Raw genomic sequence first — 19,394 nt, 5'->3', positions numbered from 1 at the left:
GCACAGTTCTCCCTACACTAGTACCAACTTATAGCGCTTCTCACTCGGGTTAAGTACAGGCAAGGGGCTTAAGCCCCTTGTGCCCCGAATTACCATCAAGTTGAGCTGTACCTCATCCATTAGGGAACCGCTATAAACGCAAAGCAGCGTTTTCCTTATCGCGCCATGCCTTAGGCATCCCCTACATTCACCAACCGCTGAGCTAAATGGCGGTGGCGTTCGATCAAGTTGGGAAGATCCAGGGTGGTGAGGTGGCCCTGATCGACGACCCGTTGCCCATTGATGAAGCTGTAGTCCACCTGAGGCACAGTGCAAAACAGCAAAGCAGCAACGGGATCATGCCAAGCCCCGGCAAAGGCCACCTGATCCAAATTCACCGCAATAAAATCAGCGGCCATACCGGGGGCCAGGACTCCAATATCATCCCGTCCCAGCACCCGTGCCCCACCTCGGGTAGCGATGTGCAGCGCTTCCCGAGCCGTCAGGGCCGCCGCATCCTCATCCCGCACACGGGCTAGGAGCAGGGCCATGCGGGCTTCCTGGAGCAGATGGCTAGCGTCATTAGAAGCGGAGCCGTCTACCCCTAGACCCACGGGAACCCCCTGGTTAAGCATGGTGCGGAGGGGGGCGACACCGCTGCCAAGGCGCATGTTGCTACAGGGACAGTGGGCGACCCCGGTGCCAGTTTGGCCAAATTGGTGGATGCAGCGATCCGAGAGTTTGACGCAGTGGGCATGCCACACGTCTTCCCCCAGCCAACCTACGGACTCGGCATAGTCACCGGGGGTGAGGCCAAATTTCTCCAGGCTGTAGTTCACGTCGTTGTTGTTTTCCGCCAAGTGGGTGTGGAGACGCACTTTGGGATAGGCGCGGGCCAGGGCTGCTGACTCCCGCATGAGATCCTGGGTGACAGAAAAGGGGGAGGTGGGGGCCACCACGAGGCGGGTCATGGCGTAGCGATCGCGATCGTGGTACTGCTCAATGAGTCGCTGGGTGTCCTTGAGGATAGCCTTCTCAGTTTCAATCACATTATCCGGGGGGAGGCCACCCTGACTGACCCCAACGCTGAGGCTGCCCCGGCAGGCGTGGAACCTTAGCCCTGTGGCCTGAACGGCTTCGATCTCCGCATCCAGGGTGCAGTCATTGGGAAAAAGGTAATGGTGGTCGCTGGCGGTGGTACAACCGGAGAGGATTAGCTCTGCTGCCGCTACCTGTGCCGCTACTGCTAGCATCTCAGCGGTGAGATTGGCCCAAAGGGGATACAACGTGGTGAGCCAGCCAAAGAGTTCCTGATTTTGCGCTCCCGGTACGACTCGGGTCAGCGTTTGAAAAAAGTGATGATGGGTGTTGACGAGGCCAGGAAGGACTATGTGGCGATCGCGCAAATCCAGAACTTCATCGGCGCTGTCTGGTAGCTCGTCTGGTGTCCCCACCTGCTCGATCACGTTGTCCCGCACCCACAACGCCCCTCGCCGAACTTCCCGTTGACCATCATCCATGGTGACCAGGGTGTGGATGTTTGTGACCAGCAAGGTAGACATGGGGTGCACCCGATAGATGAATCTGTTTATTTTCCTCCAGAGAAGTCTAGTTCGTCTGTTTATGCTAGGCAGACAATCGAAGAAAAAGGTCATGGGTGGTTTTCCATCCCCATGACCTCTGTGGTACCGCTATTGGGGGAATATATCTAGGGATGGTGGCCCCGGATGGCCTAAGAGATCCTAGAATTTCGCCCTTAAATTGGTCTGGTGTTCCGCCAGGAAAATCTTGACGGGTCGAAGACCCTCAAAAGTTAACCCCAACTAAACTCCAGGATGTCGGTCACCCGTCAATCATTAATGGTCTGAGCACTAGTATCCGGCGTTGGCGGAGCAGGTGCCGACGGGGGTGCCCTGCACGACGCAGTACTCCCATTCGATCCGAGTCGCTAGTTCATTGGGGAGCTGATCGGCATATTCCAGGGCTTGGGCGAAATACTCCTGGCTGTCGCTATAACGTTGGAGTCCCGCCAGAATTTGTGCTTTCAGGTACAGCAGTTCCGGATTCGTGTTGTCCTCACCGGGGACGGCGTTATTCACGGCGGTGAGGGCGCGGTCTACCGCCCGCAAAGCTCGGTCATGTTGCCCTAAATCTCGATAGCCAATGGCAATTCCCCGCTGGGCAACATAGTCTGGTGCGCCATAGTTGTCTAACCGCGCGATCGCAGTTTCAGGGTTGGCAAAGGGGAGGTTCACCGCCAGCAGCAGATCCATAAAGCCCTTGAGCAAACTCAGCTCTGGATCATTGGCATTAATCTCCTCGGCTTTATCCAAGTGGTCAAAAACCTGTTGCAACATAGATAGGGCGCGGGGGGTGCCTCGGGCCACACCGACGGTGCGGAGGTGATGGGCTCCTTCTAGGAAAATGCCTACGGCAGCATAGAGATGCCCCCGCAGCGGGTCAGCCCCGTTAATGAGGGCGTTTGCCGCCTGCTGGGTGGATTGGGCGCGACTGAGCAAGGTTGTCCAATCCTGGTCTAGATAGGCCATGGAGGCCATCATGGCGTGGTAGAGGGGGTCACTGTCTTCCCCTCGGGCTGCCATCAGGATGGCCCGAGCCTCAACGTAGTCCCCATCTCGAAACATTTTGTAGAAGGCGGCTTCGGTGCCATCGCCAATGGTGGGGCTGGGATTCTGGGGGCGGAAGGGATCTCCGGCCCAGGCGGGCAGGTTGCCGAACTGGAGCACCACGGTGCTGGCCCCCACCAAGAGCAGGCCCACCCGTTGCCAGAAGCGCCGCCCAGGGCGCTGGGGAGAACGCAATGAAGAGATGGAATGTGTCATAGCTAATGTGTGGTGCTAATGTGCGGTCTGGATTGAATTAAAGGTCAACAGAATTAAAGGTCAACATTAGATCTCTAAACCAGTAGATCTCTAGACCAGTAGATCTCTAGGCCAGGAATCTAGGCTGGGTTGGCCAGCGGCTTCCCAGTGCCCGTATCACGCTATACCTGATGGGACGAGGTTGATCAGGGAGGGTTCCCGACCCCCCCTCGTAGCCCCTGATAGGGTGAGCCCACCCATCGACGATGAATTCCAGGTAGGTTTAATACAGGTTCCGATCTGAAATCGGGATTTCAAATTCCCAGTTCCCAAAACCAGTTCCCAAAACCAGTTCCCAGAAACTGACTGTCCTTAGCGAATGCTCTATCTGAACGATCTGGTCTACCATCCTGCCGCCAGTCCCGACCCCATTCTCAAAAGCATCAACCTAGAGCTAGCCCCCCAGGAAATGGGGCTGGTGGTGGGGCCGAGCGGTTCCGGGAAAACCACCCTACTGGAGATCCTGTCGGGCTTGGCCTATCCCACCTCGGGTACGGTGTGCTGGCGGCAACAGGTGCTTACACCTGAAGCCCTGCAACAGTTGGCGGGGCTGGTGTTTCAGTTTCCCGAGCGCCACTTTTGTGGCCACAACATTCTGGAAGAACTGCGCCTGGGTCATCCCGAACTCACCCTAGATCGCATTCATGCCGCCCTAGGGTCCGTGGGCCTTGACCACCTCTCCCTGAAGTCAGAACCCTACGCCCTCAGTGGGGGACAACAGCGCCGCCTTGCCCTAGCGGTGCAACTCATTCGCCAGCCCTACCTGCTGCTGTTGGATGAACCCACGGCGGGACTGGACTGGTCAATGCGCCAGCAGTTGATCACCCTGTTGCGCCAACTCAAAAAAGAGTGGAGCCTACTGGTGGTCTCCCACGACACGAGCGAACTGATGGGTTTGGCGGATCGGGTCTGGCAACTGCACCAGGGGGAACTGATTCCCCTCGAAAAAACGGCCCCGGTGGAGGTGGCTTAACAAAAATGACATTACAAATGGCGATAACTGGACTGGCGCGACGGGATGAGATCTGGCAGAGCACCCTAGGCTGGCAACCTGGAGATGCCCAATGGGCACAATTCCAGGCCCTCTATCAAGGGATTTTGGCGGGTAATGAGCAGATCAACCTCACCCGCCTGACGGAGCCAGATGACTTTTGGGAAAAGCATCTGTGGGATTCTCTCAGTGGACTCTGGCCTTGGCTAGGGAAGGGCGATGGGTCAGACCAGAGGCCAGATTGGGCGCAGTCTGTGACCATCGCCCAGGTGATCGATATTGGCACTGGGGCGGGGTTTCCGGGGTTGCCTGCCGCGATCGCATATCCCGATTGGACCATTACCCTGCTAGATGCCACCCAGAAGAAAATCCGGTTTCTGGAGGAACTGGCTCTGGAGATGGGGCTGACCCAGGTGCGGGCGATCGCAGATCGGGCAGAATCCCTCGGTCATCGTCCTCACCACCGGGGGAAGTACGACCTAGCCCTACTGCGGGCGGTGGGGCCAGTGAGCCCCTGTGTGGAGTATGGCCTACCCCTAGTGCGGGTGGGGGGCATGGCGGTGCTCTACCGAGGCCAATGGACCCCAGAGGAGGAGGCTACGGTGGAGCGCGTCGCCGCCCAGTTGGGGGGCGAGCTGACGGCGGTGCAATCCTGGCAGACTCCCCTGACGGAGGGGATGCGCCATTGCGTCTACCTGCGTAAGGTCCGTCCCAGCCCTGGCAAATTCCCCCGGCAACCTGGTCTGCCCGCTAAAAAGCCGCTCTAGTGTCGTGGTCCGCATCCCCGGAAGCGGGAGGGCTGGTGTATATTTTGGGCATATTCTTATCCCCTGTCTGAGGAGCCTCTCGGCTATGCAGTCCTCCAATTCCTTGGTGATGCTCTCGCCTGTATCCATCCGGCCAGCCGATCAGGTCGGAGGGGGTTTCGGTGCTCAGGCAACACCCCTATCCCAAACTCAGGCTGTGGTCCTAGCCCAGCAATTTGACCAAGACATCCTAGGAGATCTGGGCACGATGGCCAAAAACTTCGTGGATTCGGGTCAACTCTGGGCCTTGATTATCGGTGTTGTTCTGGGCTACATGTTCCGCAGCATGACCACCTATAAGTAGGAGCCCTTGAAGTTTGGTCCCGTCCTCCGCCCCCAAAGCCTGGAGCCAGAGATTTGAATCGGCGCTCCATCCCGCGATCGCAGTTTTCAACGCCAGCATTGGTTTTGACATTGCCCTAGTGGAATACGACCTCACCGGGTCCGTCGCCCATGCCCGCATGTTGGCCAAAACCGGCATCCTCACCCCCGAGGAGGGAGAAATCCTGGTGCAGGGGTTAGAGAAAATTCGTGCGGAATATCGTCAGGGCCAGTTTACCCCCGACATCGAAGACGAAGATGTTCACTTTGCGGTGGAGCACCGTTTAGTGGAATTGGTGGGGGATGTGGGCAAAAAGCTGCACACGGCGCGATCGCGCAATGACCAAGTGGGTACCGATATCCGCCTTTACCTGCGGGACCAGATCGACCAGATTCGCATTGCCCTGCGCCAGTTCCAATCCGCCCTCATCACCCAGGCAGAGCAGCACGTCGAAACCCTGATTCCCGGCTATACCCATCTGCAACGGGCGCAACCCGTGAGTCTGGCCCATCACCTACTGGCCTATTTCGAGATGACCCAGCGCGACTGGGATCGTCTGGGGGATGTGGCCAAACGGGTGAATATTTCCCCCCTGGGCTGTGGGGCGTTGGCGGGCACCACCTTTCCCATCGACCGGGCCTACGCGGCGGAACTGCTGGGGTTTGGGGATCTGTACCGCAACAGTTTGGATGGCGTTAGCGATCGCGACTTTGCCATTGAATTCACCTGTGCCGCCAGCTTAATTCTCGTCCATCTCTCCCGCCTGTCAGAGGAGATCATCCTCTGGGCCTCAGAGGAGTTTGGCTTCATCTCCCTCACCGATAGCTGCGCTACCGGATCCAGCATCATGCCCCAAAAGAAAAACCCCGATGTCCCGGAACTGGTACGGGGCAAAACCGGGCGCGTCTTTGGTCATTTGCAGGGGTTACTGGTGATGATGAAGGGGTTGCCCCTGGCCTACAACAAGGATTTGCAAGAGGACAAGGAACCCCTGTTTGATACGGTGGCGACGGTAAAAGCCTGCCTAGAGGCGATGACCATCTTAGTCGCCGAGGGCATTACCTTTCGGCCCCAACGGCTGGCGGCAGCGGTGGCCTCGGATTTCTCCAATGCGACGGACGTGGCGGACTATCTGGCGGCGAAGGGGGTGCCCTTCCGGGAAGCCTATGGTCTGGTGGGCCAAGTGGTGCGGACTTCCCTAGCGGCGGGGAAGTTGCTCAAGGATCTATCTCTAACGGAATGGCAGGCGCTACACCCGGCCTTTGAGGCAGATATCTACGCCGCGATCGCGCCCCAACAGGTGGTGGCAGCCCGCAACAGTTTCGGTGGTACGGGCTTTGATCAGGTCAGGGCAGCAATTGCGATCGCGCACGCAACCCTCTCCCCCCCCTAAGCTACGAAGAGCCAGGGGTTTCTGTAAAGCCTCTGGTTTTCCCATTGCGGGTCAGTATTCTCGGTAGGATAGAATGCAATGCCCTTCATGAATGAGCGCTGAGCCCATGGATCTCGTATCGCTTCAGGGTTGGTTAGACAACCTATCCTTTGCCGTTCTATTTTTGACCGTGCTGGTCTATTGGATCGGGGCGGCGTTTCCCCAGTGGTCGTTTCTGCCGGGATTGGGGACCGCTGGGATGGCGATCGCAAATCTGACCATTGCGGCGCTTTTAGTGGCGCGGTGGATTGAGGGCGGCTATTTCCCCATGAGTAATCTCTACGAGTCACTCTTTTTCGTGGCCTGGGGCATTACAGCAGTACATTTGATGGCGGAGCGCATGAGTCAAAGCCGTCTGGTGGGAACCGTGACGGCTCCGGTGGTCATGGCGATGACGGCCTTTGCCGCCATTTCCCTGCCGGATACCATGCAGCATTCTGAGCCCCTGGTGCCTGCCCTTAAGTCCAATTGGCTGATGATGCATGTCAGTGTCATGCTGCTCAGCTATGCGGCGCTGATGGTGGGGGCGCTACTTGCGATCGCGTTTTTAGTCGTCACCCGAGGGCAGGCGGTGGAGTTGCGGGGCAGTTCCGTCGGCACAGGTGGGTTTCGTCATAATCGCCCCTCCGTTCCGGCGACTCTAGCAGTTGGGGATTTAGCCCCCATCAGTTCCGTGAGTCCTGCAAATGGTGGCAGTCCGGCCCATAATCTAGTCAGTGACAGCGACGGTGGCACCTCTACCGCTGTCCTAGAGAAGGTCGCTGTCACGGCTGATCCCGCTCCGACCCTTAAGCTTTCTCCCCAGCGCTTGACCCTGGCCGACACCCTAGACAACATCAGCTACCGCATCATTGGCCTCGGCTTTCCCCTCTTGACCATCGGCATTATTTCCGGTGGGGTCTGGGCTAACGAAGCTTGGGGATCCTACTGGAGCTGGGATCCGAAGGAAACCTGGGCACTGATTACCTGGCTGGTCTTTGCTGCCTATCTCCACTCTCGGATTACGAAGGGATGGCAGGGCCGCCGTCCTGCCATCTTGGCGGCCTCTGGATTTGCCGTGGTGTGGGTGTGCTATCTGGGGGTCAACCTCCTCGGCAAGGGACTCCACAGCTACGGCTGGTTCTTTTAGGCTTCACCTAAAGTTTCACCATCACCCGTACCGACTGTGTTGAGGAACCGCAGCAGAATGGCTTGGTGGGGTGGGCCAATGGGCTTTACGCCCTGTGCCTTGGCGGAGTAGCGTTCTCCCCGTTGAATGTCCTCTACGGTCCACAGGCCCAAGTCCCACCCTTCCCCCAAGATGAGGTCTTCCACAGGAACCGTCAGGGGGCCATAGAAAACATTGCGGACAATCGCACCGTTTTCATGACGTTCAAACCGCTTGAGCCAGGGGGGCTGATAGCCAATTTCCTCTTGCAATTCTCGCCATACCCCTGTCTCTGGCGATTCTCCCGGCTCTACATGACCCCCAAAAAAGGTCCAGTAGCCGGGATAGACAATGGTGGGAATGTCGTCCCGCAGTTGCATTAAAAAGCGATTGCCCTGAAATAAAATCGCGATCGCAACTTCCGCCGAATTTGTCGCCAAATCTGTCGCCGAATGGATCGCCAAATCTGTTTCCTCTCTGCACGCCTCAGTCATCTGTGCCTGTGCCCCGTACAATAACGCCAGCCCCACAATCCAGCCCCACAATAACGCCACGCCACCCTAGAGGAGTCGCAGATGCCCTCCCCCCTGCCCGGAATGGATCCCTACCTGGAACATCCCCGCTCTTGGCCCAATTTTCACCATCGTCTGATTACCGCGATTGCCATCAGCCTAGGCTCCCAACTGCGGCCCAAATATCGCGTCGTCGTAGAAGAGGCCATCTATCAAACCGCGACCCAAGATTCTGTGCTATTAGGCATTCCCGATGTTGCGGTGCAAACCTCAGCACGGGCTAACCAGGGGATAGCCTCCGTGATGGATCGTGGCGTTGCCATCGCCCAGCCCATTGACGTGGAACTGCCCATGCCAGCGGTCATCCGCCAAGGTTATCTAGAGATCCGCGAGGTCGCCACCAGTGAAGTGGTGACCATATTAGAGGTATTGTCTCCCACCAATAAGCGTCCTGGGGAAGGCCGCCTCACCTATGCCGCTAAGTGCCAGACGATTTTAGCCAGCGCCACCAATTTTGTGGAAATTGACCTGCTCCGGCAGTGGTCGCCTCTGGTGAAAGCCCCAGAAGCATTGGCAGCCCACTATCGAATTTTGGTCAGCGCTAGTGCCCTACGTCCCCGTGCCAGTTTGTACGCCTTTAATTTACAAGACCCAATCCCTACATTTCCCCTGCCCTTGGCAATGGGCGACCCAGAGCCGATCGTGAACCTCAAAGCCTTGTTAGACGAAATTTACGATCAGTCGGGCTACGACCTCGTGATTGATTACAGTGCAGAACCCGTTCCCCCCCTCACAGGGGAAGATGCTGATTGGCTGGCCCGCTGTTGCGATCGCGATCGGATGCCCTAGCATGGCCTTTCTGCACTGCATTGCATTGCCCTATCCTTTGACCTTGGCCTGGGTGACATTCAAGGGGGTAAGGCTAAAGGCTCGGAAATACTGGGCCTGCTGCTCAATACGAGTGGCAATGCGATCGCACACCAGGGTACAGAGTTCAAAGGTCAGGTCATCGGACACGCTGTAGTAGGCAGAGGTGCCCTCAGCTCGACGGGAGAGCACCCCCGCCTGCATCATTACCTTTAGATGCTTCGAGACATTGGCTTGGCTCGTGGCGGTAACCTCCACCAAATCCTGCACGCATTTTTCACCATCTCGCAATACATTCAGAATTTTGAGCCGCATCGGCTCACTCAAGATACTGAAGTAGGCCGCGACCTGCTGAAGCACCTCTGGGGGCACGGGCTCCATAGATTTAGCTCCAAAAGGTGTGCGATAGAGATGATCCCTGCCATTTTAACAGTCGTATCAGAATTGAGGAATTCATGGAAATTGTAGGCCCCGAGGGAAAACAACCCGGCGATAACAGCAATCATTCCGCGAACATCAGGTGATAAGTAAAGAGTGATTCCAGGCACTTAGGGATCAGCAGGTACGTTATTTTCCTGCGAGTCCCTTACGACTGCGTCATCGCTAGGATTTGTTCCGCTATCGGAGTCGCAATGGGCATCACCGACAGGCGATTGCCCCGTTTCACCACCAGCAGCTCTTCGGGGGAGAAGGTGGCCTTAAGCTGATCCAGGGTTAGGGTATGGGCAAAGGTTTCTCCATAGCCCACCTTGACCGTGCGCCAGCGGGGATTGTCAGCAGGGGATTTGGGGTCATAGTACTTGTGGCTGGGGTCAAACTGGGAGGGGTCCACAATATCCGTCTCCAGAATGGTCATCAGCCCCACAATCCCCGGCGGCTTGGTATTGGAATGGTAGAAAAAAGCGCGATCGCCGATCTGCATCTCCCGCAAAAAATTACGAGCCTGATAGTTGCGCACCCCATCCCAGATTTCCTCGGGCTGTCGCGCCAGATCCTCAATGCTGTAGACATTCGGCTCAGACTTCATCAACCAATAGCGCATCGGGGGTTAGGGTCTCCAACAGGGTAGCTTGGGTCACGTCGGCAGGGGCCAGAACCACGTGGCGGCCTCCATCCCTATGAGTCAGGGCAACGCGCAACGGAGCTGGAGGCAGATGGCGAAGCCGCTCCGCCCATTCAATGGCCACGATGCCCGGAGGAAATTCTAGCCCGTCCCAGTAGGTCTCTAGATACAAATTGTCCACCGCTTTCCCCTCTAAGCGATAGAGATCCACATGGTAGAACGGCAAGCGTCCGCCCAGGTATTCGCTAATCAGGGTAAAGGTGGGGCTGTCGATATCTTCGGTAATGCCCAATCCCTGCCCCAGTCCCTTTGCCAAGGTAGTTTTGCCACTGCCCAAATCCCCCTGGAGTAGCAGCACCGTACCCGCTGTCAACCGTTCTCCCAGCCACCGGCCCAGGGCCAGGGTGCTTTCGGTTTGGTGTAAGGAGAGGGATTGGGGGGCAAAGGTCACCATGGCAGGTGTGTGAGGGTGGATGGGTTTGAGGGTGGATGGGTTTGAGGGTGGTGGAGTGGGGGGGTGACAGGTGACAGGTGACAAAACCGTAGGGTGGGCATTGCCCACCAATCCAGTGACATCGGGACAGGAATTTTGAGTTTTGAATTTCCCGTAGGGGCGCGGTTTCCGCTTCATCTGGCTACGCACGGGTATAGCCCTATATCCTTCATTCTTTCTGGACTAGGCTAGAGGCATCTGGCCCCAGAGCAATCGTCCCCCCACGAAGAGTAGGAATAGGGCAAACAGACGTTTGAGACGCTGGGCGGGGACAACGTGACACAGGCGAGTGCCTAGGGGAGCCCCCAGCATTGTAAAGGGAGCGACGAGGGCGACAGCAGGCCAGTAGACGGTACCCAGGGTTCCTGGTATTGCCTGCCCTGGTATCGTTAGCGTGACACACAGCAGCGTTCCGATCAGGGCAATGGGCAGGGTAAAGGCGGAGGAGGTGCCGCTGGCCTGCCCCATAGAAAATCCTGAATAGAGCAGAAAGGGAACGCTGATGGCTCCGCCCCCAATCCCCAGTACCCCAGATTTGAACCCTACGGCTATGCCCACTAGGGCCGTCAGCCCGAATCTCGGTGGCGAGGGCTCCTCAGGAGTGGGCAGCCAATTCAGCAGCATTTTGAGGGATACGAACAATAGAAAGAGGCCAAAGCAAATTTCTAGGGCTGCCGCACTCAGGTTGTGGGCCAACCCCTTGCCCGTTAAAACGCCTACTGCGATCGCGGGCAGAATTTGGCCCACAATGCCCCATTGCACATCACCCCGACGATGATGCGACCAGGTCGAGGCTATGGCGGTAAAGATCATAATGCCCATCGAGGATCCTACTGCCAAGTGCATGGCCGATGCCTCCGATAGCGCCATTACTTGAAACAGGTAAAACAAACCGGGCACAATCACCATGCCGCCGCCAATGCCAAACAGTCCCGCTAGGGTGCCTGCCAATAAACCTAACCCTGCAAAGAGGGACACATCTAAGATACTCAGCATTGCTGTTGTGTCTATCCCTTAGGCTGCAATAGCACAGGACTGCTCTGCCCGTTCCCACAGCATCACCAGCCAGTATGCCGCACAACACCGAAGGAATTTGTCCAGATGAAGCGAGTTAAGGGTTGCCATGGTCTAGATACATTACATCCCAAGCAATGTCTCTGAATCCTGCTGCGCTGGGGCAGACTCTATCCGTACTTCCCAATTACCTTAGAATGAGGTGAACAACTGTAAACAAAGGCGATCCCTGCCTGGGATATTGGCAGTCCGCCGTCACGACACCCTTGCCACCCATGCACACCTTGGCTCCACTCCGGCTTCTGTCTCCTGCAATCAAATGGTGTTTAGTTGCACTCCTTGCCCTAAGCTGCTGGACCCTAGGCACTCCTGCTGCCCATGCCTATGACAATCCAGATTTGCTCCCCGATGCTCCCACCCGCATCATCGATCTGGCCCGCTCCCTCAGCAGCGCTCAGGAAGAATCTCTGGATCAACACCTCGCGGATTTTGAAGCCGAGACGGGCTGGAAGCTGCGGGTTCTGACCCAGTACGATCAGACACCGGGGCGGGCAGTGAAGGCATTTTGGGGTCTAGACAAACACAGTGTGATGCTGGTGGCCGATCCTCGGGGGGGGAATTTGCTCAACTTTAGCGTCGGGGACGACCTCTACGATTTTCTCCCCCGCACCTTCTGGATTGAGCTGCAAACCCGCTTTGGTAATCAGTTCTTCGTGCGGGAGAATGGCGAAGACAACGCCATTTTGGAGGCCCTGGGTGCCATCGAGGTCTGTCTTCGCCAGGGGGGGTGCGCTGTCGTACCGGGACTGCCCCAGGAACAGTGGATTTTAACCCTGATTACTTCCGTTGTGGGTGGCGTTATTTGTGGGTTTGCTGCCCATCCCCGTCAAAAGGGTCAGGTGGTGGCTTGGCAGTGGATTCTCATTTTTTCGCCGCTATGGGGTATCCTGTTTATCGCTTTTGGCATTGGCCCCGTCGTCAGCCGTACCAGCGACTGGTTGCCCTTGGTTCGTAATATTTCTGGGTTTGCCATCGGTGCCCTCGTGGCCTACCTGACCCCCGCTTTCAACGCCCCCCCCTCTTCTGAGAATTAATCTGAGAATTAAGCAGGGTGGTTGGCTAAGACACTGCGATCGCAGTTCCATCGCTGCGGCGATCGCAACCCCCTTCCCTTAGTCCCGTGGTGGGATCAATGCGAATCAGATGGGCATGGCCCATGGTGGCAGTCCAATCAGGGGCAGATTGAACCGGGTGCCCCCGTTGGCCCAGAGCCGTTTGCACCGCTGCTGGGATTCGCCCCTCCAGCGTTAGTCCCGTGGTGGTGTCGCCCCAGGTGCGGCCCCAGAGCCAGCGGGGGGCATCGATAGCGGCCTGGGGGGCCATGGCAAAGTCTAGGACTCGGGTCAATAGAGCCAGGAGGGTTTGGGGTTGGCCCTCGCCTCCCATGGTACCCAGCACCAGATGGGGGCGATTCCCCTGTAATACCAAGCTGGGCATGAGGGTATGGAACGTGCGCTTGGCGGGGGCAAGGCAATTGGCAGTGGCGGGGTTGAGGTCAAAGAAACAGCCCCGATTTTGCAGAACAAACCCGGTTCCTGGCACCACCACAGCGGAGCCAAAGTCGAAGTAGACACTCTGGATCACGGAGACCGCATTGCCCCGGCTATCCACGACAGCGGTGTAGACGGTGTCGCCACCGATGGCGCTGGCCTCGTAGGTGCCCGCTCGCTGCCAATTCAGTCGCTGGCGCTGGCGATCGCCGTAGTCCCGAGAGATCAGGTCAGCTAAAGGAATCTCTCCAAAGGCGGGATCGGTGAGCCAGCGATCGCGATCGGCAAAGGCCAATTTGGTCGCCTCTACCATCAAGTGGTAGTAGTCAGCGGTGCCATGGCCCAGGGCGGCCACATCTACCCCCGCGACAATGTTGAGGGCTTGCAGCAGGGCGAACCCCTGGCTATTGGGCGGCACGGTGTAGACATCGTAGCCCCGATAGGAGGTGGAGATGGGGGCCACCCAATCGCTGCAATGCTGGGCCAGATCGGCGGCGGTGATCAGCCCTCCCACCTCTCCCAAGTGGCTAACGATGCGGGCCGCGAGGGATCCCTGGTAGAAGTCGGCAGCTCCGTCCCTGGCGAGGGTTTGCAGTGTCTGGGCCAAGTCGGGATTGGTCAGGGTCTGACCGGGGACGGGCACCTTGCCCTGGGGCAAAAAGGGACAGTCGCTGGGGCTGTGAGCCAGAAAATGGTGGTGGTCGCGGCGGGTCCAATGAACCTGGGACGCTGTGGCGGGATAGCCCGTCGTCGCCAGCGCGATCGCACCCTGGAATAATTCCTCCCAGGGCAAAATTCCATAGCGCTGATGGGCCTGGTGCCAGGAGTCTACCGCACCGGGAACCGTGAGAGCCGCGAGGGGACCGCGCTGGGGAATGGTGTCAAAACCGCGATCGCGGTATGCCTGAATCGTTGCTGCCTGGGCCGATCGCCCCGACCCGTTCAGTCCCTGGACCTGCTGTTGCTGGCTATCGTAGAACAGCCAAAAGGCATCTCCCCCCAGCCCAGTCATGGGGGGATAGACCACCGAGAGAGCAGCTTGAATTGCAATCGCCGCATCCGTCGCCGCGCCCCCTCGGCGCAAAACATCTGCCCCCACCTGCGAGGCCAGGGCATGGGGACAGACCACCATCCCCAACGACGGGGGTGCCATGACGGCCTTAGCCTAGACGATAGCCAAAGCCCCGCACGGTTTTCAGGTATTCTGGCTTACTGGGGTCCGCCTCCAGCTTTTCGCGAATCCAGCGGATGTGGACATCCACCGTCTTGTTATCCCCCATAAAGTCATGGCCCCACACCTTATCGATAATCTGATCGCGGGACCAGACCCGGCGGGGCTGACTCATGAACAATTCCAAGATACGGAACTCCTTAGGCGACAGATTCACCTCTGTATCCCGCATGAATACTCGACATTCTTTCGGATTTAGCAGAATTTCCTGGAACCTCAGGACGGGATCTGCCTCCGACTGGGTCAGCCCCTGATGGCGGCGTAGTAGGGCGCGACAGCGGGCCACCAGTTCCCGCATTCCAAAGGGCTTGGGCAAGTAGTCATCCGCGCCGATCTCTAGCCCCACCACCCGGTCCGTTTCCGTGCCCTTAGCACTGAGGATCAAAATGGGCACATCCATACCCTGGTGGCGTACCAATCGGCACAGATCCAGACCATTCATGCCTGGTAGCATCAGATCCAAAATCACCAAACTAATGTCAGGGGAGGGCTTACGGGCGGCAGCGGCGGTGGCCCCCAACAGGTCTAAAGCCGTCATCCCATCCTCCGCGATCAGAACTTCAAACCCTTCCTCCGCCAGGGCAAGGCCAATCGTGTCTCGGATTAGAGCCTCATCTTCTACGATGAGGACTTTGCCTAATCCCACCCGAACGCCAGAGGATTGGGCGGCAGAGAATGCTAGGGAAGCCATGGGTTCAGCTCTTAAGCCTATTACGCCCAGATCTTATCAGTTCTCAGCCCAGTTCTCAGCCTCAATCCCTAAGCCCCTGCCAACTCGGGGGCTGGAAGAACGCGGACGCGGGCAAATTTAAGGCCCGTCACACCTTGGAGCGGCTCCACAGTTCCCTGCTCAATCCCCTCATCCACCCAGCCTTCTCGCTGCAAATAGCGCAGATATTGCTGATATTCTTGCCATTCCTCCCCGGTGGAATACACCAATGTGAGGCAACCGGGTTGGGTAATACGAGCCTGGGTCTGGCTGTCTAGCGCCTTATCAATACGTTTTTTGACAATTTCGTAACGGGTGTCGCGGGTGCCCCGGACATCAAATAGGCGCTCGGTATTTTCGTCGTGGGTGATGTCTACGGTGGAATCCTGCACTAGCACCAGATGGGTGATGTCCATTTTGGTACTGTGCTCGGCCTTGAGGCGAAAGGCAGTGCGGGCACAGTCACATACGGCCCGGAGTTGTTCATAACGCAAACTACGGAGATGAAAGGGGGTGAAGGACGGGTCGATGGACTGCCCCGCATAGACCATGTGATCGATACCGTCCGTGGCCTCAATGTCACAATAGTGACGAGCAATGGTTTGCATGGTGCGCTGCCACTGTTGCCAGGTGGCCCGCAGCGCCTGATTAATGTCATGGATGGTGCGGTCGTATACCGCCCGCGCTGCGTAGACGCAGCCCTGTTCTGAATCCTGTGCCGCTTTGTAGGCCGCGATCGCAGCTACCGCCCCATCGCCACATTGGCTGAAATAGTCAAAATGGCTTTCCACATTCTCCTGGAGGTAGCGCAGCAGCGTCACCTCCGCATCCACCGTCACCCCCTGTTGCAGGGTGGCAACCTGCTCCTCTAGGTCTAGGCGAAACTGATGAATATAGGCATTGTCAGCCTCAGTACTCACCGCTGTCACCACCGCCGCCGCCAGGGTGAACTGGGTCATCAAGTCCGTTTGGATAGCCCGGTTACGCTCATCGGAGGAACCGCGAATGTCGGAAATACCGTAGAGGGGATAGACATTTTGAAACACGATGGGCTCTGGGGTCATCCCCAGGCTGCGGCGCTCCGCCTCTTCTTCAAACCGCCAGCGCACCGATTCGTGGATATTGGTAAAGCGATCCTGCACCGTGTGACGCATGGCCACCGTCAGGGCGGAGACCAGGGCAGCGGCGTGGGATTCGTCTAGGGTATCGAATCCGTCGATTTGATCCGACCCCAGGGCCACCAACCCCACCAGTTGAGCCGTTCCCTGGAGCCGGGGTGATCGAATCGCTAGGGGCAACATCAGCAAGGAGCGCGTCCCGCGATCGCGCAGTAACTGCTCACAGGGCGTCAGGGGTTCCGCCGACAGATCCGACACCTTCAGCACCTCCCCCCGGCAAGCGGCCTGAAATAGCCGGGACTCCTGGAGTGCGTCCACAGGATAGGACAGCACTGTCCACTCCGGCTGATCCAGATCCAGAAAAATCTTGGCCGAAGCTTCCTCCGCCGTCAAAATCAGGGTGTCCTGTGCCCGAAATAATCGCTGCATGAGCGCGTTGGCCTGACTAAAGCGCTGGGGTTGCAGAATCGACTCCCGCTGGAGCAGCAGGTGACCCAGGCGCTGAGCCACCTCCCGATCGGTCACATCCATCCCCTCCAGCAGCACGGTCCCGCTGGCTCGGTAGGTTTGGGGATTGATCCGCTGGAGCACCTGCTGGAGGGGGGAGTCGGGTTGGTGGATCTGGGTCATCACCGCCCCCAGATCTGGCGTAGTAGACCAGCAGTCAGTCAGGGCCGACCGGACCTCGGGGTCCAGGTGGGTAATGACAATGCGATCGCTACTGACGGTGAACTCCACATAGCGGGGGTGCGCCTGGGTGGCTTGCCCTACCGTCACAATCAACGGTTCATAGAGCCACCGATCCGCCACCAGCCTCTGTTGCTGGTACTGCTCCGTCAAAATAGCTTTCAAAACATGGCGGCGGATGCGTTCCCGCACCCATTCCTGCTCCGCAGGAGAAAGATGGGTCAGCACCGCATCTCCCGCCACTGGGGGCCGATCCAGCAGGCCCACCAAGGCTCGAAAGCGATCGCTACTCCATTCAATTTGATGGTTTTGTAGATTCACCACCGCCACCAGCAACTGGCTATGGCGCTGAATCACCGGCCACCAATTGGGCAAGGTGGAAGATGGCGGCGGTTCTGGAGCAGCCTGGGACATATCCTGGGACTTCCCCAGAGACGGGACGGGGACAGACTGCTGAGGTGGATGAGGTCGCTGATCCACGTGCTGATCTAAGGCCAAGTCGTCCCCCTGCGCCTGCCAGCGTTGGATCCACTGAGTCCACCGCTGCCACCAGGGGCGACGGATCGAGGGGACACTGGGACCATCCCCCCATGTCCCGTCTCCCTTCAGTTGTCCCTTCAGACCTTGGGCCATCATGACTCCCGCCACTAGAGGCAAACTACATCACCACCTTGCACCCTCAACCCGAGTAGGCATGGGCTCAGATTGCCCAGATTCCATTGAGAAACCATCCACCCCTTAGAATAGAGATCTTGGGTTTTGGGCCTGACCGCCCTCACCCTTGGTTTTAGCCCATTCGGTATCCTGTTTTCCCTATTGTGACGTCATCATAATTACGATGGCATGGGGATGCCATTGGCTCTAGTCTCCAGTTCCAGTCCCTAAACGATTACCCCATCTCGAACGTTCCCATGTTTGAAGCCCTCTCTGAACGCCTAGAAGGTGCCTGGAAAAAACTCCGTGGCCAGGACAAAATTAGTGCCACCAATATTGAGGACGCACTGCGGGAGGTCCGCCGTGCCCTGCTAGAGGCAGATGTAAACCTCCAGGTGGTCAAAACCTTCATTGCTGAAGTTCAGAACCAGGCCCTGGGGGCTGAGGTCATTACCGGGATAAATCCTGGTCAGCAGTTCATCAAAATTGTCAACGATGAGCTGGTGAAACTCATGGGGGAAAGCAATAGCCCCCTAGCCCAAGCGGACTCTGGGCCTACGGTGGTGCTAATGGCGGGCCTCCAGGGAACGGGGAAAACTACCGCCGCCGCCAAACTGGCCCTCCATCTCCGCAAGGAAAAGCGCACCACGCTACTGGTGGCGACGGATGTGTATCGGCCCGCCGCCGTGGACCAGCTCATCACCCTGGGGAAACAAATTGATGTCCCCGTCTTTGACCTAGGCACGGACGCCAACCCGGTGGATATTGCCCGCCAAGGTCTAGAGAAGGCGCGGGAATTAGACGTAGACACGGTAATTGTGGACACTGCTGGGCGCTTGCAGATCGACCCCGCCATGATGGCGGAGTTGGCCCAGATCAAAGCAGTCATCCAGCCCCATGAAGTGCTGCTGGTGGTGGATGCGATGACGGGCCAAGAGGCGGCTAACCTCACCCGCACCTTCCATGAGGAAATCGGTATCACCGGGGCCATTCTCACCAAGATGGATGGGGATGCCCGAGGCGGTGCGGCCCTCTCGGTGCGCCAAATCTCCGGCCAACCCATCAAGTTCATCGGGGTGGGGGAAAAGGTGGAAGCCCTCCAGCCCTTTTACCCCGACCGCATGGCCTCCCGCATTTTGGGGATGGGGGATGTGCTGACCCTGGTAGAGAAAGCCCAGGAGGCGGTGGATATTGCTGATGTCGAAAAGCTGCAAAAGAAAATCATTGAGGCCAAGTTTGATTTCAATGACTTCATCAAGCAGATGCGCTTGATGAAGACGATGGGCTCCTTTGGGGGGATCTTGAAGCTGATTCCTGGCATGGCGGGCAAGATTTCCGACGAGCAGTTGCAGCAGGGGGAGGTGCAACTGAAGCGGGTGGAGGCGATGATCGGCTCTATGACCAAGTCAGAACGTCAGCAACCCGAACTTCTCTCTAGTTCCCCTAGTCGCCGCCGCCGCATTGCCCAGGGCTCTGGCTATCAGGAAAAGGATGTCAGCAAGCTGGTCAGCGATTTTCAAAAGATGCGATCGATGATGCAGCAGATGGGCACGGGGCAGATGGGAATGCCCGGTATGGACGGCGGATTTCCCGGTATGGGGGGCGGTTTCCCTGGCATGGGGGGTGGCTTTCCTGGCATGGGGGGCGGTGCCCAGCCCGGTTTTCGGGGCTATCCCGGCATGGGCAGCGGCGGCAAGAAGAAGAAAAAGGACAAGAAGAAGAAAGGCTTTGGCCAGCTATAGCGGTTCTCACTCGGGCTCAGTACAGGCAAGGGGCTTAAGCCCCTTGTTCGCCAAAGTGTCATTAAGTCATTAAATAAGTCATTAAATAGCCAGGAATTACTATGGCTTTCGGTCTTTCCTCATCCGTTTAGAAACTCAGCGCTGACTTCTGTGGTGCCCCATCTTCCCGGACTGGAAGGCTGATCCTCCAGGCCA

Annotated in this window: 18 protein-coding genes; 8 read left to right on the top strand and 10 right to left on the bottom strand. The window is 57.8% G+C overall.

Annotated features, from left to right (window positions below):
• Window positions 1-170: 170 nt before the first annotated feature.
• Together LEP6406_RS0208020 and LEP6406_RS27060 are read right to left on the bottom strand one after the other, a co-directional pair.
• The gene (locus LEP6406_RS0208020; RefSeq protein WP_008313540.1) at window positions 171-1,541 is read right to left on the bottom strand and encodes an 8-oxoguanine deaminase; all 1,371 of its coding nucleotides are present in this window, start codon (window positions 1,539-1,541) and stop codon (window positions 171-173) included.
• Between the two features lie 309 nt (window positions 1,542-1,850).
• The gene (locus LEP6406_RS27060; protein WP_008313541.1) at window positions 1,851-2,822 is read right to left on the bottom strand and encodes a Sll0314/Alr1548 family TPR repeat-containing protein; all 972 of its coding nucleotides are present in this window, start codon (window positions 2,820-2,822) and stop codon (window positions 1,851-1,853) included.
• A gap of 358 nt (window positions 2,823-3,180) precedes the next feature.
• Between LEP6406_RS27060 and LEP6406_RS0208010 the strand changes: the two genes are divergently transcribed.
• The 5 genes from LEP6406_RS0208010 (at window position 3,181) to ccsB (ending at window position 7,541) form a co-directional block, all read left to right on the top strand.
• Window positions 3,181-3,834 carry an ABC transporter ATP-binding protein gene (locus LEP6406_RS0208010; protein ID WP_008313542.1) on the top strand — a complete coding sequence of 218 codons (654 nt, stop codon included), beginning with the start codon at window positions 3,181-3,183 and terminating at the stop codon, window positions 3,832-3,834.
• 17 nt (window positions 3,835-3,851) lie between these two features.
• Window positions 3,852-4,619, top strand: a complete 768-nt coding sequence (rsmG, locus tag LEP6406_RS0208005; RefSeq protein ID WP_027268955.1) for a 16S rRNA (guanine(527)-N(7))-methyltransferase RsmG — start codon at window positions 3,852-3,854, stop codon at window positions 4,617-4,619.
• An 85-nt stretch (window positions 4,620-4,704) separates the two neighbouring features.
• Entirely contained in the window at window positions 4,705-4,962 is a 258-nt protein-coding gene (locus LEP6406_RS27055) for a hypothetical protein (RefSeq protein WP_008313544.1), read from the top strand.
• Window positions 4,963-4,975: 13 nt separating this feature from the next.
• Window positions 4,976-6,373: an argininosuccinate lyase gene (gene argH / locus LEP6406_RS0207995; protein WP_008313545.1), complete on the top strand. Its 1,398-nt coding sequence runs from the start codon at window positions 4,976-4,978 to the stop codon at window positions 6,371-6,373.
• A gap of 106 nt (window positions 6,374-6,479) precedes the next feature.
• Window positions 6,480-7,541, top strand: coding sequence for a c-type cytochrome biogenesis protein CcsB (ccsB, locus tag LEP6406_RS0207990; protein WP_008313546.1), 1,062 nt, complete (start codon window positions 6,480-6,482; stop codon window positions 7,539-7,541).
• Here the strand turns inward: ccsB and LEP6406_RS27050 are convergent.
• Entirely contained in the window at window positions 7,538-8,023 is a 486-nt protein-coding gene (locus LEP6406_RS27050; protein ID WP_225886453.1) for an NUDIX hydrolase, read from the bottom strand. The genes ccsB and LEP6406_RS27050 overlap by 4 nt on opposite strands.
• A gap of 111 nt (window positions 8,024-8,134) precedes the next feature.
• Here LEP6406_RS27050 and LEP6406_RS0207980 point away from each other — a divergent pair, with 111 nt between their 5' ends.
• On the top strand, window positions 8,135-8,920 hold the full coding sequence (locus tag LEP6406_RS0207980) for a DUF4058 family protein (RefSeq protein ID WP_008313550.1): 786 nt from the start codon (window positions 8,135-8,137) through the stop codon (window positions 8,918-8,920).
• Between the two features lie 30 nt (window positions 8,921-8,950).
• On the opposite strand, the gene LEP6406_RS27045 is transcribed toward LEP6406_RS0207980, so the two are convergent.
• The 4 genes from LEP6406_RS27045 to LEP6406_RS0207960 all read right to left on the bottom strand — a co-directional run bounded on the left by LEP6406_RS27045 (window position 8,951) and on the right by LEP6406_RS0207960 (window position 11,490).
• Window positions 8,951-9,319 carry an ArsR/SmtB family transcription factor gene (locus LEP6406_RS27045; RefSeq protein ID WP_008313552.1) on the bottom strand — a complete coding sequence of 123 codons (369 nt, stop codon included), beginning with the start codon at window positions 9,317-9,319 and terminating at the stop codon, window positions 8,951-8,953.
• Between the two features lie 205 nt (window positions 9,320-9,524).
• Entirely contained in the window at window positions 9,525-9,965 is a 441-nt protein-coding gene (locus LEP6406_RS0207970) for an EVE domain-containing protein (RefSeq protein ID WP_263971150.1), read from the bottom strand.
• Window positions 9,955-10,632, bottom strand: a complete 678-nt coding sequence (gene tsaE, locus LEP6406_RS0207965) for a tRNA (adenosine(37)-N6)-threonylcarbamoyltransferase complex ATPase subunit type 1 TsaE (protein ID WP_263971149.1) — start codon at window positions 10,630-10,632, stop codon at window positions 9,955-9,957. Before tsaE ends, LEP6406_RS0207970 begins: the two co-directional genes overlap by 11 nt.
• Window positions 10,633-10,677: 45 nt before the next feature.
• Window positions 10,678-11,490, bottom strand: coding sequence for a sulfite exporter TauE/SafE family protein (locus LEP6406_RS0207960; protein WP_008313558.1), 813 nt, complete (start codon window positions 11,488-11,490; stop codon window positions 10,678-10,680).
• 293 nt (window positions 11,491-11,783) lie between these two features.
• Between LEP6406_RS0207960 and LEP6406_RS0207955 the strand changes: the two genes are divergently transcribed.
• Window positions 11,784-12,602, top strand: coding sequence for a TPM domain-containing protein (locus LEP6406_RS0207955; protein ID WP_008313560.1), 819 nt, complete (start codon window positions 11,784-11,786; stop codon window positions 12,600-12,602).
• Between the two features lie 25 nt (window positions 12,603-12,627).
• Here the strand turns inward: LEP6406_RS0207955 and ggt are convergent, their stop codons facing one another.
• The 3 genes from ggt to LEP6406_RS0207940 form a co-directional block, all read right to left on the bottom strand.
• On the bottom strand, window positions 12,628-14,211 hold the full coding sequence (gene ggt, locus LEP6406_RS0207950; protein ID WP_008313562.1) for a gamma-glutamyltransferase: 1,584 nt from the start codon (window positions 14,209-14,211) through the stop codon (window positions 12,628-12,630).
• A 7-nt stretch (window positions 14,212-14,218) separates the two neighbouring features.
• Window positions 14,219-14,980, bottom strand: coding sequence for a response regulator transcription factor (locus tag LEP6406_RS0207945; RefSeq protein ID WP_008313564.1), 762 nt, complete (start codon window positions 14,978-14,980; stop codon window positions 14,219-14,221).
• Window positions 14,981-15,048: 68 nt separating this feature from the next.
• Window positions 15,049-17,439 (bottom strand): hypothetical protein, encoded by a 2,391-nt coding sequence (locus LEP6406_RS0207940; protein WP_051463640.1) that lies wholly within the window; start codon window positions 17,437-17,439, stop codon window positions 15,049-15,051.
• 275 nt (window positions 17,440-17,714) lie between these two features.
• Between LEP6406_RS0207940 and ffh the strand changes: the two genes are divergently transcribed.
• Entirely contained in the window at window positions 17,715-19,199 is a 1,485-nt protein-coding gene (ffh, locus tag LEP6406_RS0207935) for a signal recognition particle protein (RefSeq protein ID WP_008313569.1), read from the top strand.
• The last annotated feature ends 195 nt before the right edge of the window (window positions 19,200-19,394 follow it).

The organism is Leptolyngbya sp. PCC 6406 (assembly GCF_000332095.2).
In the GTDB taxonomy this organism is placed as follows: domain Bacteria; phylum Cyanobacteriota; class Cyanobacteriia; order Phormidesmidales; family Phormidesmidaceae; genus PCC-6406.
This window is presented reverse-complemented; position numbering and strand designations above follow the sequence as displayed.

Excerpts from the sequence above, each read along its gene's own strand:
- LEP6406_RS0208020 (WP_008313540.1), bottom strand. The coding sequence starts at position 1,541 with ATGTCTACCTTGCTGGTCACAAACATCCACACCCTGGTCACCATGGAT.
- LEP6406_RS27060 (WP_008313541.1), bottom strand. The coding sequence starts at position 2,822 with ATGACACATTCCATCTCTTCATTGCGTTCTCCCCAGCGCCCTGGGCGG.
- LEP6406_RS0208010 (WP_008313542.1), top strand. The coding sequence starts at position 3,181 with ATGCTCTATCTGAACGATCTGGTCTACCATCCTGCCGCCAGTCCCGAC.
- rsmG (WP_027268955.1), top strand. The coding sequence starts at position 3,852 with ATGGCGATAACTGGACTGGCGCGACGGGATGAGATCTGGCAGAGCACC.
- LEP6406_RS27055 (WP_008313544.1), top strand. The coding sequence starts at position 4,705 with ATGCAGTCCTCCAATTCCTTGGTGATGCTCTCGCCTGTATCCATCCGG.
- ccsB (WP_008313546.1), top strand. The coding sequence starts at position 6,480 with ATGGATCTCGTATCGCTTCAGGGTTGGTTAGACAACCTATCCTTTGCC.
- LEP6406_RS0207980 (WP_008313550.1), top strand. The coding sequence starts at position 8,135 with ATGCCCTCCCCCCTGCCCGGAATGGATCCCTACCTGGAACATCCCCGC.
- LEP6406_RS27045 (WP_008313552.1), bottom strand. The coding sequence starts at position 9,319 with ATGGAGCCCGTGCCCCCAGAGGTGCTTCAGCAGGTCGCGGCCTACTTC.
- LEP6406_RS0207970 (WP_263971150.1), bottom strand. The coding sequence starts at position 9,965 with ATGAAGTCTGAGCCGAATGTCTACAGCATTGAGGATCTGGCGCGACAG.
- tsaE (WP_263971149.1), bottom strand. The coding sequence starts at position 10,632 with ATGAAGCGGAAACCGCGCCCCTACGGGAAATTCAAAACTCAAAATTCC.
- LEP6406_RS0207960 (WP_008313558.1), bottom strand. The coding sequence starts at position 11,490 with ATGCTGAGTATCTTAGATGTGTCCCTCTTTGCAGGGTTAGGTTTATTG.
- LEP6406_RS0207955 (WP_008313560.1), top strand. The coding sequence starts at position 11,784 with ATGCACACCTTGGCTCCACTCCGGCTTCTGTCTCCTGCAATCAAATGG.
- ggt (WP_008313562.1), bottom strand. The coding sequence starts at position 14,211 with ATGGCACCCCCGTCGTTGGGGATGGTGGTCTGTCCCCATGCCCTGGCC.
- LEP6406_RS0207945 (WP_008313564.1), bottom strand. The coding sequence starts at position 14,980 with ATGGCTTCCCTAGCATTCTCTGCCGCCCAATCCTCTGGCGTTCGGGTG.
- LEP6406_RS0207940 (WP_051463640.1), bottom strand. The coding sequence starts at position 17,439 with ATGATGGCCCAAGGTCTGAAGGGACAACTGAAGGGAGACGGGACATGG.
- ffh (WP_008313569.1), top strand. The coding sequence starts at position 17,715 with ATGTTTGAAGCCCTCTCTGAACGCCTAGAAGGTGCCTGGAAAAAACTC.